Annotated in this window: 14 protein-coding genes and 1 pseudogene; 7 read left to right on the forward strand and 8 right to left on the reverse strand. The window is 41.3% G+C overall.

The genetic code is table 11. From position 1 onward, the window contains the following. Positions 1-51 precede the first annotated feature (51 nt). Positions 52-756, forward strand: coding sequence for a DUF2225 domain-containing protein (locus AC623_RS15670; RefSeq protein WP_049664027.1), 705 nt, complete (start codon positions 52-54; stop codon positions 754-756). Between the two features lie 75 nt (positions 757-831). Here AC623_RS15670 and AC623_RS15675 read toward each other — a convergent pair whose 3' ends face one another. Next, entirely contained in the window at positions 832-1,068 is a 237-nt protein-coding gene (locus AC623_RS15675) for a YuzB family protein (protein WP_049664029.1), read from the reverse strand. A gap of 207 nt (positions 1,069-1,275) precedes the next feature. On the opposite strand from AC623_RS15675, the gene AC623_RS15680 reads away from it, so the two are divergent. The 4 genes from AC623_RS15680 (at position 1,276) to AC623_RS15695 (ending at position 6,155) form a co-directional block, all read left to right on the forward strand. Then, on the forward strand, positions 1,276-2,343 hold the full coding sequence (locus AC623_RS15680; protein ID WP_049664031.1) for an NAD(P)/FAD-dependent oxidoreductase: 1,068 nt from the start codon (positions 1,276-1,278) through the stop codon (positions 2,341-2,343). A gap of 136 nt (positions 2,344-2,479) precedes the next feature. Then, a complete protein-coding gene (locus tag AC623_RS15685) occupies positions 2,480-3,970 on the forward strand; it encodes a spore germination protein (protein ID WP_049664034.1) in 1,491 nt (496 codons plus the stop codon). A 20-nt stretch (positions 3,971-3,990) separates the two neighbouring features. Next, entirely contained in the window at positions 3,991-5,082 is a 1,092-nt protein-coding gene (locus tag AC623_RS15690; RefSeq protein ID WP_049664036.1) for a GerAB/ArcD/ProY family transporter, read from the forward strand. Further along, the gene (locus AC623_RS15695) at positions 5,079-6,155 is read left to right on the forward strand and encodes a Ger(x)C family spore germination protein (RefSeq protein WP_049664038.1); all 1,077 of its coding nucleotides are present in this window, start codon (positions 5,079-5,081) and stop codon (positions 6,153-6,155) included. Before AC623_RS15690 ends, AC623_RS15695 begins: the two co-directional genes overlap by 4 nt. 39 nt (positions 6,156-6,194) lie before the next feature. Here AC623_RS15695 and AC623_RS15700 read toward each other — a convergent pair whose 3' ends face one another. The 4 genes from AC623_RS15700 to AC623_RS15715 all read right to left on the reverse strand — a co-directional run bounded on the left by AC623_RS15700 (position 6,195) and on the right by AC623_RS15715 (position 10,933). Continuing rightward, positions 6,195-7,619, reverse strand: a complete 1,425-nt coding sequence (locus AC623_RS15700; RefSeq protein ID WP_049664040.1) for an NAD-dependent succinate-semialdehyde dehydrogenase — start codon at positions 7,617-7,619, stop codon at positions 6,195-6,197. A 20-nt stretch (positions 7,620-7,639) separates the two neighbouring features. Beyond that, positions 7,640-9,004, reverse strand: a complete 1,365-nt coding sequence (locus AC623_RS15705; RefSeq protein ID WP_049664043.1) for a sigma-54 interaction domain-containing protein — start codon at positions 9,002-9,004, stop codon at positions 7,640-7,642. 86 nt (positions 9,005-9,090) lie between these two features. After that, positions 9,091-10,452 carry a 4-aminobutyrate--2-oxoglutarate transaminase gene (gabT, locus tag AC623_RS15710; RefSeq protein WP_197091019.1) on the reverse strand — a complete coding sequence of 454 codons (1,362 nt, stop codon included), beginning with the start codon at positions 10,450-10,452 and terminating at the stop codon, positions 9,091-9,093. Positions 10,453-10,600: 148 nt separating this feature from the next. Beyond that, complete coding sequence (locus AC623_RS15715; protein ID WP_176713772.1) at positions 10,601-10,933, reverse strand: YuzD family protein; 333 nt, start codon at positions 10,931-10,933, stop codon at positions 10,601-10,603. A gap of 88 nt (positions 10,934-11,021) precedes the next feature. Between AC623_RS15715 and AC623_RS15720 the strand changes: the two are divergent. Then, positions 11,022-11,319: pseudogene (locus tag AC623_RS15720) on the forward strand (NifU family protein). A gap of 150 nt (positions 11,320-11,469) precedes the next feature. On the opposite strand, the gene AC623_RS15725 reads toward AC623_RS15720, so the two are convergent. Continuing rightward, positions 11,470-12,456 (reverse strand): 2-hydroxyacid dehydrogenase, encoded by a 987-nt coding sequence (locus AC623_RS15725; protein WP_049664055.1) that lies wholly within the window; start codon positions 12,454-12,456, stop codon positions 11,470-11,472. 78 nt (positions 12,457-12,534) lie between these two features. Then, on the reverse strand, positions 12,535-13,536 hold the full coding sequence (yutH, locus tag AC623_RS15730) for a spore coat putative kinase YutH (RefSeq protein ID WP_049664060.1): 1,002 nt from the start codon (positions 13,534-13,536) through the stop codon (positions 12,535-12,537). A gap of 171 nt (positions 13,537-13,707) precedes the next feature. Between yutH and AC623_RS15735 the strand changes: the two genes are divergently transcribed. Next, positions 13,708-14,214 (forward strand): phosphatidylglycerophosphatase A family protein, encoded by a 507-nt coding sequence (locus AC623_RS15735; RefSeq protein ID WP_049664064.1) that lies wholly within the window; start codon positions 13,708-13,710, stop codon positions 14,212-14,214. 151 nt (positions 14,215-14,365) lie between these two features. Here the strand turns inward: AC623_RS15735 and AC623_RS15740 are convergent, their stop codons facing one another. Beyond that, positions 14,366-15,133, reverse strand: coding sequence for a TIGR01457 family HAD-type hydrolase (locus tag AC623_RS15740; protein ID WP_049664069.1), 768 nt, complete (start codon positions 15,131-15,133; stop codon positions 14,366-14,368). Between the last annotated feature and the right edge of the window lie 36 nt (positions 15,134-15,169).

The raw sequence follows: 15,169 nt of genomic DNA on the forward strand, positions 1-15,169 counted from the left end.
ATATCATCATAAGTAGAACGACTTATATTTTTTAGTCAGGAGGCAGTTAATATGGAAAACCTTTCTCCTCTTTATGCAAAACAAGAAACATGTCCTCTATGTGAGCAAAAATTTTCATCCATGAAATTGAGAAATCGCTTTGCCAAAGTTGTAGGACAGGACACAGACTTAAAACCGAATTATGAAGACTCTACATTGAATCCGTCACTTTACAACGTAAAAGTCTGTCCACAGTGCGGCTATTCTTTTACAGATGATTTCTCTAAATATTTTGCCCCTGGTACAAAGAATATTTTAAAAGAAAAAATCACAGACAACTGGGTTTCCCAAGATTACGGTCAAGCTAGGACGGTTCATGAAGCGATCAATAGTTATAAGCTAGCCTTCTACTCCGGTTTTCTAAAAAAAGAAAAACACTTAACTCTAGCAGGGTTAGCTCTCCGTATCGCCTGGTTTTACCGGGACTTAGCGGCAAGAGAACAAGAACAGCGTTTTCTCGCAGTAGCAGCCGAGCAGTATGAACAAGCTTATTTAAATGAAGATTTGACTTTAACGCCTATGTCAGATGTCAAGGTCATGTATCTGCTGGCAGAGTTACATGTACGGCTTGGTCATGGAAACGAAGCTGTAAAATACTTCTCTAAAGTACTCGAAAAACAGCGCGGCTCTAGAGAAAAGCACATCATCGAAATGGCAAGAGATCGTTGGTATGAATTACGTGATGAAATGAAAAAAAGCGAAGCAAGCGCCGTTTAATTTAAAGCAAACATGGAAAATAAAAAAGAAGGAGCTTCTGAACAACCATCTGTTCAAGCCTCCTTCTTTTTTTGATTAGAACATTGGATTCTCTTCCAAATATTCATATATATTGTCAACCAGCTCTTCTGGTGTCTCTCCGTCTACGGGCTCTCCGTTGACTAGTGCGTACAAGCCTTCGGCACATCTTGTACAATAACCGAGACAGCCATATTCAATTACATCAAGGTTAGAATCTCGCTCTAATATTTCAAGCGCTTTTTGCGCACCGTTCGCTAAATTGCTGATGCAAAACTCAATAATCGGTTTCATCCTTTGTTCACCTCTGCTTTTTATTTTACTATCCTTTCCTTTCCGAGAAAAGCAGAAAACTTTAAAACGAAAATATCTCAACTCAGTTGTGAAAAACGCTGTATTTAGATATACTCAGGGTGGCAGATAAAAAAGTTGTGAGTACTTTCACAATCGATTGAAAAACCCTGAAGTTTCAATACATATTGTACAGAAAGGAAAATCCAGATGAAGAATTTAGTATTGCTTGGCGGCGGTTATGGCAACATGCGTGTGTTGCTCAGGCTGCTTCCAAACCAATTGCCTGAAGATGTCACCATTACATTAGTAGATAAGTTTCCATACCACTCTTTAAAAACCGAGTACTATGCTTTAGCAGCCGGAACGATCTCTGACCAGGAGGTACGTGTTAGTTTTCCTGAGCATTCTCGCCTGAACTTGCTGTTTGGTGAAGTAACGAGTGTTGATTTAGAAAACAAGCAAGTTTTCATCAAAGATAAAGAGCCTCTTGCCTATGATGACCTTGTGATTGGACTTGGCTGTGAAGACACATATCATAATGTGCCTGGGGCTGCAGAATATACACACAGCATCCAATCGATTGATAAGTCAAGAAAGACTTACCAAACGCTGTCCAACATGCCAGCTGGCTCAAAAGTGGGCATTGTCGGAGCCGGGCTAAGCGGAATTGAATTGGCTAGTGAGCTTCGTGAAAGCCGCCCAGATCTTGAAATCATTTTATTTGACCGCGGCCACCGTATTTTGAAAGACTTCCCGGAACGTTTAAGTAAATACATTCATAAATGGTTCGTTGATCATGGAGTAGAAGTGGTTAATAACGCAAACATCACAAAAGTTGAGCCGCATACAATCTATAACCATGACGAGGCCTATCCAATGAATGCAGTGGTCTGGACAGCTGGTATCCAGCCAAACCACGTTGTTCGTGAGATGCCGGTCGAAAAAGACCGCTCCGGCCGTGTGAAGCTCTCCCAATATCATAACCTGCCAAACGACGAGCATGTCTATGTTGTCGGCGACTGCGCCAGCCTTCCACACGCTCCAAGCGCTCAGCTGGCTGAAGAACAAGCAGAACAAATTGTTCAAGTTCTCTTAAAACGCTGGAAAGGTGAACCTCTTCCAGAAGAACTGCCGGAAATTAAACTAAAAGGTATCCTCGGTTCATTAGGTAAAAAGCAAGGCTTCGGCTTTGTAGCTGACCGAGCCATCACAGGCCGTGTAGCCCGCTTCTTAAAGTCAGGTGTACTTTGGATGTATCGCTATCATAACGGATAATATTAATTTTAGAACTATCGCGATAGGTTGAATATATTGCGGTAGTTCTTTTTTATATTTGCCACTTTTTCATTATAATCCTTTCCTCTTTTGGACATAATAAGGGTGTTTATTTGTGTGAAAGGGGACAGAAAGGATGATAAAAAGAAATAGGCTTGACCCTGTTGCTTTTAAGCGCAGTGATGTCGGCAAGCTAATCAGCCAATGTAGTGAATCGGCAGATTTTATGAGCTTTAAGTTAGATGAAGATTCCCCTTTTTATATTTCTTATTTTCAAACACTAGTAGACCAAAAAATAGTTCATCAAGATGTCCTTAGCATTCTAAAAGGAAGTAAATTTACTTCTTTAGAAGAAATAAAAGATGTAGTTCATGTAGAAAATATCATGCTTACAACTGATGTTTCCTCCATTCAACAAAGATTAATGCTCGGAAATATTCTTATTTACAAACAGGAAGCACACCCCTCCTGCCTGCTTATTTCGGCTTCTAAGAAGGAAAAGCGTCAAATTTCTATTCCTGAAACTGAATATTCTGTCGTTGGACCGAAAGAAGCATTTGTAGAATCTCTAGATACCAATATCAATCTTATTAGGAAAAGGATTCCCATACCTGATTTTCAAGTAAAAGAATTAACTGTCGGCAAACTATCCAAAACCCGGGTAGCTGTTGCCTATATTAAAGGAATTGCCGATGAAGAAAACGTTAATACTGTTATCCAGCGCATTAACGATATTAACTATGATCAACTTATCGATACCTCTTTTATTAGCCAAATGATCGCTGATAACAGCAATTCTCCTTTTCCCCAACTGGTGGATACAGAACGCCCTGATCGGACGGCAAGCGTGTTAATGGAAGGGAAGGTAGCAATTCTTGTGGACGGTTCCCCAAGTGCCTTAACCGGTCCTACTGCACTTGTTGAGTTTTTCTCGGCGTATGAAGACTATCTCATTGTCTGGAGCTTAGGTTCAGTTTTCCGGTTAATCCGTTTATTTGCGGTTACTTTTTCTGTTTTATCAACCCCTTTGTATGTTGCCATCTTAACTTATCATTACGAGGTAATCCCGCAGGACCTATTGACTGCATTAGTGTCCTCAAGGGGAGGCATTCCGTTCCCTCCCATTCTAGAGGCCATTGTGCTGGAATTGACCATTGAATTGCTCAGGGAAGCGGGAGCCCGTCTGCCAACAAAAGTTGGCCAGACAATTGGTATCGTGGGTGGTATTGTCATTGGAACAGCTGCTGTACAAGCCGGCTTAACAAGTAATGTACTACTTATCGTTGTCGCCCTAAGTGCCTTAGCTTCTTTTACAACACCTGTCTATCAAGTGAGCAATGCCATTCGGCTAATTCGTTTTCCTTTTTTGCTCTTTGCCCAGCTTCTTGGACTCTTAGGGGTGGCAGTATGTTCTGCTATGGTCTTAGCTCATTTGTTTAAATTAACATCACTTGGTCGTCCTTTTCTCGAGCCGGTTTATCCATTGCGCCTGACAGATATGAAGGACGCGCTCATTCGTTTGCCTTTTAATAAACAAGCAGCACGTCCGCTATTCATGCGCCCTCAAAATGTTCTAAAACTTCAACAGCACTCTTCACAAAAGAATTCTAAGGATATTGATGAATAGTTTTCACTGGAGGTGGTTGCATGCTGCCGTTGCCGTCCGAAGATAAGAAAGTTTCTCCCTATCTTGCTTTTTATATCGTCCATAGCATGCAACTGGGAGTAGTTGTTTTCAGCTTCGCACGTATCATTGTAAAAGAAGCTGGCCATGACGCTTGGATTTCTGTTTTGATTGCTGGGGCAGCTATCCATCTTATTTTATGGATGACTTATCAAATCGTCATCAAGGGAAATAACGACATAACTGTTATCCATCGGGAGCTGTTCGGGAAGTGGCTAGGAGGATTGTTAACTTTGTTACTAGCCGCTTATTTAATGGTTATATTTGTCGTTATTATGCGGGCTTATATTGAAGTTATTCAAGTCTGGATGTTCCCCCAATTGCAAACATGGTATATGGGGATCCTTTTGTCTATCCTTGTCTATCTTTATTTGATGGGTGGATTTCGGGTTATTGTCGGTTTATGTTTACTTAGCTTCTTTTTTACTATCCCTTTGCTGCTTTCATTGGTCTTTCCGCTGGCAAACGCTCAGTTTTCTTATTTACTTCCGGTTATGGAGCATTCAACAATAGAGATTCTTAAGGGGACGAAGCAAATGTCCATCATCTTTTCCGGATTTGAAGTGATTCTTTTTTGTTATCCTTTTATAAAACAAGGACAGCGTTCTCACAAATGGGCTCAATTTGGCACTGCTTTTACAACATTTGTTTATTTAGTTTCCACAATGGTTCCCATTGTATATTTCAGTCAGGGTCAATTGGAAAAAACAATCTGGCCTACTTTAACCTTATGGAAAATTGTTGATTTCCCTTTTCTTGAAAGGTTTGAGTATGCTGGGATCTCCATCTGGTTGTTTGTTATGCTGCCAAACTTGTGTATGTATTTGTGGGCTGCCACTCGTGCATTGAAGCAAGTGTTTTCTATCCAGCAGAGAAAGATGGTTATGCCTCTTCTCTTTCTTACTGTTTTTGCCTCCACTCTTATTGAAAATGGGATTCAAATTAGGCAATTTAATACCTTTGTGGACTGGGTAAGCTTTTATGTCGTTTTTGCTTATGTTCCTTTTGTTTATTTTTATCAATTAATTAGCAAAAAAATGAGGCGAAGCGAATGAAAAAAGCTTTATTCTGGACTGTTATTGCTGTTATTTTGCTCTTTAATTATAATTTGGAGACAAAGGTACTCGAAGACATTCAAATTATTACAGCTACTGGTTATGATTATGTAGATAAAGATACGTTAAGAGGAACAACGGATGCCCCTTTTTATCCTCAAGGCCAAGATGTGAAGCCCATTAACGCTTCTTTTACAGCGTCTGGGCATACGATTCATGATATTAGACAGCAGAGTCAACGAGAAGCCCAAAGGAATCTAGGAGCGGGCCGCTTGCAAAGCTTTTTAATTAGTAAAGAAGTAGCCAAGCATGGAGTCAAACATTTAATTGATCCTCTTGGCCGCAGCACGTATATTGGAAGGGATATTAAACTTGCTGTCGTTGATGGCAGCACAGAAAAGCTTTTGACTGCTGACTATTCCAATTCCCAAGTTACTTCCCGCTATCTCTCAGATTTACTTGAAGAAAGTATCAGCCGGCTGGCCCCAGAAACGGAACTTCACACTTTTTTAGCACAGCTTGACGGATTTGGACAAGAACCGTTCTTGCCTATTATTAAACAACGAGACGATCACATCCGCTATATGGGCCTGGCACTTTTTAAGGATGACAAATATGTAGATGAACTCTCCGTTCAGGACAGCTACATTTTTAAAATGCTTCATGAGAAATTTAAGCATGGAATATATGAAATTAAATACAAAGGTGCCTACATTGCGATCGAAAACCTTCAATCCAAAGTGAAATACAGCGTATCAGGCACAGCGGCAAAACCACGATTGACCATTCATGTCACCTTGAGAGGAAAGGTCCAGGAAGGTTATGGACTTACCTTACATACGAAAGCAAAAGTCCATGCTGTTGAAAAAGAATGGAGAAAAGAAATGACCACAAAAGCAGAAAAATTAATCCGTAAGCTGCAGACATTACGAACAGATTCCCTCGGCATTGGCGAGAGGGTGCGAAGTCATTTCCGCAATTTCCCTAAATCTTCATGGGAAAACCTTTATCCGAACGTTCCCATTCACGTTGAAGTAGAAACAAATATTGTGAATACAGGTATTATCGAATAAAAAAAGACATCCGGGCTCCCCGGATGTCTTAAAGTATTATCAAAGACCTAAAGAAATATATTTAATTTCTAAATATTCGTCAATTCCGAAATGGCTGCCTTCACGGCCAAGACCGCTCTCTTTATAACCGCCAAATGGAGCTTGGGCAACAGATGGAAGGCCGTCGTTCAAGCCGATAATGCCGTATTCAAGCCCCTCTGCAATCGTAATGGCTTCAGTGATGTTTTCGCTGAATACGTAAGCAGCCAAGCCATATGGTGAGTTATTAGCACGCTCGATCACTTCTTCTGTCGTTTTATACGTAGCGATTGGCGCAAGCGGGCCAAATGTTTCTTCATTCATACACAGCATGTCATCTGTAACATTTGTGACAACTGTCGGCTCAAGGAAATAACCATTTGCTCCTTCAACTGTGCTGCCGCCCGCAATCACTTTAGCACCTTTTTGTTTAGCATCTTCGATTTGGCTCACTACTTTATCGACTGCCTGCTCATCAATTAAAGGACCAATCGTTACGCCTTCTTCTAATCCGTTTCCTACTTTTAACTTCGCTACTTCTTGCTTAAATGCTTCCGCAAATTCTGCTTCGACGGACTCATGTACATAGACTCTATTCGCACATACACATGTTTGGCCAGCGTTACGGTATTTAGAAGCGATTAAGTTCTGAGCTGCTTTCTCAATATTAGCGTTAGCCGTTACGATAAACGGTGCGTGGCCGCCAAGCTCAAGAGAAATTTTCTTTACTGTATCAGCTGCTCCGCGCATCAATGTTTTCCCGACTTCTGTAGAACCAGTGAACGATACTTTCCGTACACGGCCATCCTTCATCCACGCTTCACTAATTTGACGTGCGCTTCCAGTTACAATGTTGATAACACCTTTAGGAATTCCAGCTTCCTCTGCTAGTTCTACAAGACGAATCGCTGTTAGAGGAGTTTGAGTAGCCGGCTTGATCATCGCTGTACAGCCAGCCGCTAAAGCAGGGCCTACTTTTCTTGTAATCATAGCTGCCGGGAAGTTCCATGGAGTGATGGCAGCGATAACCCCTACTGGCTCTTTTTGAACGAATAGACGCTTGTTCGGATGAGAAGCAGGAATTGTTTCGCCGTAAATACGCTTTCCTTCTTCTGCATACCAAGAAATAAAGCTATTGGCATAGCTAACTTCGCCGATTGCTTCTGGCAGCGGCTTACCTTGTTCTTGTGTCATTAGCTTGCCGATTTCTTCTTTATTTGCATCAATCAAGTGGTACCATTTCATTAAATAATCAGCACGCTCATTAGCTGTTAGCTTTGACCAGCCTTTTAATGCTTCATAAGCTGCATCGGCTGCACGCTCTGCTTCTGCTGTGCCGCCATCTGGAATGGTTGCGATCACTTCTTTTGTAGCTGGATTGATGACTTCAATAGTTTTTTCTGCTTCTACCCACTCGCCATTAATATAAATCTTCCAGTTTTTCATTCTTTTCTCCTCCTCTTATTCTATTCATCTCTTTCTTCTTCAATATACTTTCTGACCTTCCTTACGGCTGATGATTGACTGATCCCGAGCATTTTCGCAATTTTGTATGTTGATTTATCTTTGTTATAGGCCTGGACAATCATCTTCCTTTCCACTTCTTCAACCACTTCTGGAAGAGTCATCCCTGCCTCCGTTATTTCCTGCTCCAACATATCGGTTGGCAGGTCATTTAGCGTAACGACTTCATCTCCTGTTACAACAAGCCGTTCTACCATGTTTTCGAGTTCACGAATGTTTCCTTTCCATTCAAAACCGAGAAAAGCCTGCAGCACTTTCGGCGAGAAGCGGACATTGCTTTCATATAATTGGTTAAAGTAATCTAAAAAATGGTAGGTGAGCGGAACGATGTCTTCTTTTCGTTCCCGAAGCGGCGGAACATGAATAGGCACAACATTGAGACGATAATATAAGTCTCTGCGAAAACTGCCTCTGCCTACCATGTTTTTTAAATCTTTATTCGTGGCAGCAATAATACGGATATCCAAAGAAATGGGGCTCCGGCCGCCAACCGGACGAATTTGTTTTTCTTGCAAAACGTGCAGTAATTTTCCTTGAGCAGCAAGCGGCAGTTCTCCTACTTCATCTAAAAACAAAGTGCCATGATTGGATAATTCAATTAGCCCCTTTTTCCCTTCTCGAAAAGCACCGGTAAATGTTCCGCCTTCATAGCCAAATAATTCAGATTCAATCAGCTGTTCTGGCAGCGCCGCACAGTTAATCTCGTTAAGCGGCTGATCCCGTCTATTGCTTAATTGATGAATGAGGCGAACGATCTTGCTTTTTCCGACACCTGTTTCACCAAGCAGCAGCACAGTTGAATTGACTCTGGCAATCTTGCGGACAAGAAGCATAATTTTATCCATTTGTTCACTTTTAGAAATAAGACCTTCGAATTCAAGCGGCTCTTTCAGTTCTTTCTTATATGTAGCCAGTTCGTCTTCCATTTCTTCAATTTTATTGCGCAGCTGCATAAGTTCTGTTAAATCGCGTGAGTAACTGATCACACTTTTTAAAGAACCATCTGGATGAAAAACAGGCTTTGTGCGTACATGAAAGTAGCGGCCGGTATTCGAGACTTGAAACAACTCTATCGGCTGTAAGCTTTCAATGACTTTCAAAGTAGCAGAGGGGTAAAAAATTCCCATCTTCTCCAAGTCCTTGACATGCTTGCCGACTAATCCGCCAGCTATCTGTTCATAGTTTTTTCTGCAGGTCGCATTGACGCGAATGACAACACCGTTTGCATCTGTTACTAAAATTTCATCAAAAGATGATTCAAAAATATCAAATAATTCGTCACGTACAGGATCATGAGATGGGTTCATGACAAGCTTCCTCTCGGGTAATAATTGCCTCCATTATAGCAAAAATTATCCCGAGAGATAAGCATGTCGTTTTTCCCTGTTAGAATTTATGCTTGAACAGCTAGTTGAGCAACAGCTGCTGCCAATGCTTCTTCTAAAATATCTAATCCTTCTTCTGCCTGCTCATCTGTAATAACAAGTGGCATTAAGAGACGCAATACGTTGCCGTAAGCTCCCGCACTCATTAATAACAGGCCACGGTCATTTGCTTCTTTAACAAGCAAGTTTGTTAGTTCTTTGTTAGGCTCTTTTGTTTGACGGTCTTTTACTAATTCCATTGCACACATTGAGCCAAGTCCACGAACATCGCCGATTTCTTCGTATTTTTCAGCAAGCTGACGGAGACGGTTCATGACAGCCTCGCCTAATTTTGCACCACGCTCATTTAGGTTTTCTTCTTCAATAATATCAAGAACGGCTAGTCCGGCTGCACAAGCAAGCGGACTTCCAGAATATGTTCCGCCAAGTTCTCCTGGAGTAGAAGCATCCATAATTTCCTTGCGGCCAATAACACCACTGATTGGCAACCCTGCTGCCATTGATTTTGAAACAGTGATTAAATCAGGCACAACATCAAAGTGCTCGATACCGAAGTAGCGGCCAGTACGTGCAAAACCAGCTTGGATTTCATCTGCGATAAAGATAATGCCGTGTTTTTGACACTCTTCATAAACAGCTTGAACAAAGCGTTTAGATGGAACGATAAATCCACCTTCACCTTGTACCGGCTCCATTACAACAGCGGCAATCGTTTCTGGTGCTGCATCGTTGATAAAGAAGTCACGGAATTGTTCAATAATCATATCTTCATATTGCTCTTCCGTTACTCCTTCTGGACGACGGTAAGCGTATGGATAAGGTGCTTTGTATACTTCTGGAGCGAATGGACCAAATTCATATTTATAAGGTTTTACTTTGCTTGTCATTGTCATGGTTAATAGTGTACGGCCATGGTACCCGCGGGAGAAGGAAACAACGCCTGGACGCTTCGTATATTTACGGGCGATTTTTACCGCGTTTTCTACTGCTTCCGCACCGCTGTTAAAGAAGATTACTTCTTTCTCATGGTCTCCAGGAGCGATCGCTGCTAACTTTTCTGCTAACTCAATATATGGCTCATACATCATTACGTTAAAGCCAGGATGAATATATTGATCAACTTGCTTGTGAAGTGCTTCTGTCACTTTTGGATGGCAGTGACCAACGTTCATTACACCAATGGCACCAACAAAATCGATAAATGTATTGCCATCAACATCATGGATTAATGCACCTTCCGCTTTTTCAGCAAAAGTTGGTACACCGTTTGATACGCCTTTTGGCACAGCATTTTGTCTTCTCTCTAATAATTTCTTTGCCTTTTCGCCTGGAAGGCTGCCGTTAACCTTTGCAAATTTTCTTGTCATGATGTTCTTACCCCTTTTCTAAAAAATAATTTCTACACTGATCTTATATGCAAAAAGCATGCCAACATTTAAAAAGGCGTTAATACTTATATTATTAAGAATAGACAGTCTTTTATTAAGTCACGGATGACTTATTTAAGTCATCCGTGACTTATTCATGAACAGCTGTGTACCCGTACTTCTCCATTTCAAGGTAAATCGTTTTTAACTTCGGATTTCCTTCTCCGACGATCTTATCCTCTAACAGCACAACAGGATAGAACATATCTTCCTCAATGACTCTTTCCGCAAACGCTTTTTTCTTCTCATCATCCGGCGGTGACTGGATATCTACATAGCTGATAGTAAACGGCTGGTTCGGATATTTTCTTGAAATAGCCGCTTCAAGCCACTCATACGTTTCTTTAGAAGACGGCAGATTTACGCAGCTCGGACAAAGCTGTTCGGTTCCATAAATGGTAATTTCGACTTTCTTTTCCATCATTCCTCCCCCTTCCCTTATTATCTTTATTTTAACGAAAAATTCATACTAAAGAAATAAGAATTCTCATTGACCAAATCTTTATCAATAGATGGATTTTTCTCATTATAATCATTATAATAAAAGAGAGAATGAGAAAGGAGTGTATCATAGTGGAAGAACAACAAATGGAAATGCAAGTACGAGAAGTATTAGATAAATTACGCCCATTTTTGCTTCGTGACGGCGGCGACTGTGAATTAGTAGACATAGAGGATGGCATTGTGAAACTTCGCCTTCTTGGCGCATGCGGATCATGCCCAAGCTCCACTATTACCCTTAAAGCGGGAATTGAGCGTGCTCTTTTAGAAGAAGTACCAGGTGTCGTTGAAGTAGAGCAAGTATTTTAATCTAAGCGGTAAACAAGCTTTACATTTAGCTGATAAATAAAAAAAGCAGAGATTCCAATATGCGGAGCCTCTGCTTTTTATGTATCTCTGCTTAAGTAAAAGGATTGTTCGGGTTGTAAAATCTCCCCTGTTCTCTCACTATAGCTGTTTCTATCTTCTATAGCTTAAAAAATCTTTGTTAACAAGGGTTTTTGGAGCCCGATCCGCAAAGATTGCCTCTAAGTTATCACAGCATGTTTCCATCATAGCAATCCGAGTTTCTTTCGTAGCACTGCCGATGTGAGGCAGTGCTACCACGTTTTTCAATTGAAGAAGAGGGTGATCTGCACCAATTGGTTCTTCATTAAATACATCAAGACCAGCCGCCGCAATATCCCCTGCTTGAAGTGCCTCATACAGCGCTTCTTCATTCACAATCGGCCCTCGGCTTGCATTAATAAAAATAGCGTCTTTCTTCATTTTTTGGAATTGTTCACGCTGGAACATGCCTTTTGTTTCCTTTGTCAGCGGAGCAAGACAAATAACAAAATCAGCTTCCCCGAGCAATTCATCTAATGAGCAATAACGAGCACCGAGCATTTCCTCGGCTACTTCATGGCGGTTACGGTTATGATAAATGATTTCCATATCAAAACCGGCAGCCCGTTTGGCAACGACTGTTCCTATTTTCCCCATACCAACAATACCGATTGTCTTATGATGAACATCTGTACCAGCTAAAAGCATAGGCGACCAGCTTTTCCACTCGCCTTGTTTCACAAACTCTGCTGCTTCAATCATCCGGCGGGCTGTCGCTAAGAGTAGGGCAAAGGCCAAATCAGCTGTCGTATCGGTCAATACATCCGGCGTATTGCAGATAGCTACATTATGACGGCTCGCTGAATCCAAATCAATGTTGTCATAACCAACAGCCATATTCGCAACGGCTTTCAAATTCTTTCCTGCTGCAAATACTTCTTCATCCATACGGTCTGAAATTACCGTTAAAAGAGCATCTGCCTCTTGTACCTTTTCTAGCAACACTTCTCGAGGAACTTGCACGTCCTCCTTTGACCACATGTCGACTTCATAATTCTCCTTTAACCTTGCTACAATTTCTTCCGGAAGCTTTCGAGTTACATATACGAGCGGCTTCAAATCTCCACCTGCTTTCTTCTATTATTCACCTTTTCATTTTAGCATAATTCAGATAAATGCTCCTTTTTCAGCAAAAGATTATCTGAGCCAACTAATAATCGGCATATTTAACTGATTGGCTGGCAGTCCTGCTTGCTCATAAAAGAAGCCTAAAAACTGCTCATACTCATGTGAACTTGCCGTATATTTCTTTAATATTTCTTCATTTTCTTTTCTCCGGTGGAAGGAAGCAGCGGAAAAATAATTTTCTACGCAATCAAAATAATGGGCCGGAAATAATAGACGGGCATAAATCAATCGCCAGGAAAAAGAAGATAGCGGCCTAACTTGCTCGTACTGCCTAATAAAGTCGATAAAACGTGTACGGTAAAACAAAGAGCCTCTCCAATATTCAGATCGTATCCATTCCGCTATATCTCGTGCAGGATAATCAAATACCCAATTGAACGGCAAATGAACAGCAGGCTCCCTTAACCAAGCCTGTTCATTAAATAAAGAGTGACAAATAGTCCCTGAATCCCATTGTTGCGGGGGGGCATCAATATCCGTATCAGCTGCATACTGCAGAGCATTTTCTGTTAACCCCATATAATAAGGGAAGGACTCCACGATCAGACGCGCAAAAGGATCATCTTGTTCTCTTACTAACTGACTAACGCCTTTTTCTAGCTTTTCTAGCCGCTGCTCCCACTTTTCTCTCCATTTGCCTAATTCGCTTGCTGAGTTTATTTGAAAAGAAAGAGATTGACCTCTTAAGTGAAAATGCGCCAGCTTTCTGCCAGTGACAGCTTTTATCGAAGACGGCCGCTTGCTTACAAGCACAACGAAATCTTTATTTTCTTCTGTTATTAAAAATCGGCCATTTACAGCAGGCAAAAATACAGCCGTTCTCTTTTCCCCCTGCTGCACCATGTGCCGGGACATTTGATGAAGCTCATATAAATATTGTTGTTCCTTCTTGGTAACGTCCATAATATGATAAAGTAACCCATCTCTTTCATAACACATTGCTTCTGAGCGAAATGGTGCCCGTTCTGCCTGTATATTAAAATGCTTCATTAATATTTGCTTGCCATCCATTTGCTTTCTCTCCTCCTCTTCTTCATTTTCATTGAATAGTCTGTACAGCTTAAGGGTATATAGGTAACAGAGTACTTTTTTAATAAAAAAAAGGAATTTCTTTATCTCACCTGGAATTCTTATTACAGGGAAAATATTCATTATTAACATATTAGAGAAAAAGGTGATCGTATGACTCTCGAAGACAAATCAGTAATGAGCATGTCCGAAAAAACGGCACGCCGCTGGCTCGGTGAAAGAGGAGTAACAGTAGATGATATCGCTGAGTTAGTAATGTTTTTGCAAAAAAAGTACCATCCCAATCTTGAAATAGAAGAATGTAAAAAAAATATAGAAAAAGTATTACAAAAGCGCGAGGTGCAAAATGCCATTTTAACGGGTATACAGCTCGACGTGCTGGCGGAGCAAGGCCAGCTCGATGAGCCGTTGCAATCTATCATTGCGAGCGATGAAAGCCTGTATGGTGTGGATGAAATTCTAGCGCTTGCCATTGTGAATGTCTATGGATCAATCGGCTTTACCAACTACGGATACATTGATAAGGTGAAGCCTGGCATTTTAGAGCACTTGAATGATAAATCTACTGGTAAGGTTCACACATTCCTCGATGATATCGTAGGCGCTATAGCAGCAGCTGCCTCTAGCCGTCTTGCCCATAAGGCGGCCAACGCAGAATAACAAAACACCCGGTTTAGCCTCATGCTAAACCGGGTGTTTTGTGTCTTGTGTCTTGTACTGATGATTCTTATTGATGTACCGACCATAAAAAGCAACTTACGAGCCATTTCTCTTGATTTACCGGCCTTAACTGCCTGTCACACGGCTCATCCTATATTTCCCACTCATCGAGATTATTTCTTGTATAAACCGGCTGCTCTTCTACTCCAGCGAGATGTTCCTTCCTTGTCACGCCCGTATGAACAAGCAATGTGTCGATCCCCGCCCGGATCCCCGCCAAAATGTCAGTCTGATAATTGTCACCAACCATTAATGTTTCTTCTTTCGTCGTGCCAAGTACTTGGAGGGCTTGTTCCATAATAATCGCTTCTGGCTTCCCGATAAAAGTAGGAGCTGTTTCTGTTGACACGGCGATGACCGACGTGAGAGCACCGTTGCCTGGAAGAAGACCGCGCTCAGTAGGAATAGCAATATCCCCGTTTGTCGAGATGAATGCAGCTCCATTTCTCACTGCAAGACAGGCCACCGCTAATTTTTCATACTGGATATGGCGATCAATCCCGCATACAACAACATCTGGCTGCTCATGTTCCACAAGGGTAAACCCTTTTTCCTTCAATGCTGAACGAAGCCCTTCTTCCCCAATCATATAAATAGCAGCTTGTTTATCCCTCTCAAAAATATAGTTAGCTGTGGCCATGGCCGCTGTAAATACTTGTTCAGGCTCAGTAGGAATGTGAAATCGGTTCAGCTTTTCTGCTACTTGAGCCGGTGTACGCGATGAATTGTTAGTAACAAATAAATAAGGAATATTTTTTTCCTTTAAACGGCTAATAAAATGACGCGCTTCTTTTATTTCTTCTGTACCCCGATACATCGTGCCATCTAAGTCAATCAAGTATCCTTTATATGCCTTCATGTTTCCTCCTTATGAACAAAAAACGCTTTCATAATG

This window comes from Bacillus sp. FJAT-27231 (genome assembly GCF_001183975.1).
Classification (GTDB): domain Bacteria; phylum Bacillota; class Bacilli; order Bacillales; family Domibacillaceae; genus Pseudobacillus; species Pseudobacillus wudalianchiensis.

Coding starts and splice junctions, on each gene's coding strand:
- AC623_RS15670 (WP_049664027.1), top strand. CDS start 52: ATGGAAAACCTTTCTCCTCTTTATGCAAAACAAGAAACATGTCCTCTA.
- AC623_RS15675 (WP_049664029.1), bottom strand. CDS start 1,068: ATGAAACCGATTATTGAGTTTTGCATCAGCAATTTAGCGAACGGTGCG.
- AC623_RS15680 (WP_049664031.1), top strand. CDS start 1,276: ATGAAGAATTTAGTATTGCTTGGCGGCGGTTATGGCAACATGCGTGTG.
- AC623_RS15685 (WP_049664034.1), top strand. CDS start 2,480: ATGATAAAAAGAAATAGGCTTGACCCTGTTGCTTTTAAGCGCAGTGAT.
- AC623_RS15690 (WP_049664036.1), top strand. CDS start 3,991: ATGCTGCCGTTGCCGTCCGAAGATAAGAAAGTTTCTCCCTATCTTGCT.
- AC623_RS15695 (WP_049664038.1), top strand. CDS start 5,079: ATGAAAAAAGCTTTATTCTGGACTGTTATTGCTGTTATTTTGCTCTTT.
- AC623_RS15700 (WP_049664040.1), bottom strand. CDS start 7,619: ATGAAAAACTGGAAGATTTATATTAATGGCGAGTGGGTAGAAGCAGAA.
- AC623_RS15705 (WP_049664043.1), bottom strand. CDS start 9,004: ATGAACCCATCTCATGATCCTGTACGTGACGAATTATTTGATATTTTT.
- AC623_RS15715 (WP_176713772.1), bottom strand. CDS start 10,933: ATGATGGAAAAGAAAGTCGAAATTACCATTTATGGAACCGAACAGCTT.
- yutH (WP_049664060.1), bottom strand. CDS start 13,536: ATGGATGGCAAGCAAATATTAATGAAGCATTTTAATATACAGGCAGAA.
- AC623_RS15735 (WP_049664064.1), top strand. CDS start 13,708: ATGACTCTCGAAGACAAATCAGTAATGAGCATGTCCGAAAAAACGGCA.
- AC623_RS15740 (WP_049664069.1), bottom strand. CDS start 15,133: ATGAAGGCATATAAAGGATACTTGATTGACTTAGATGGCACGATGTAT.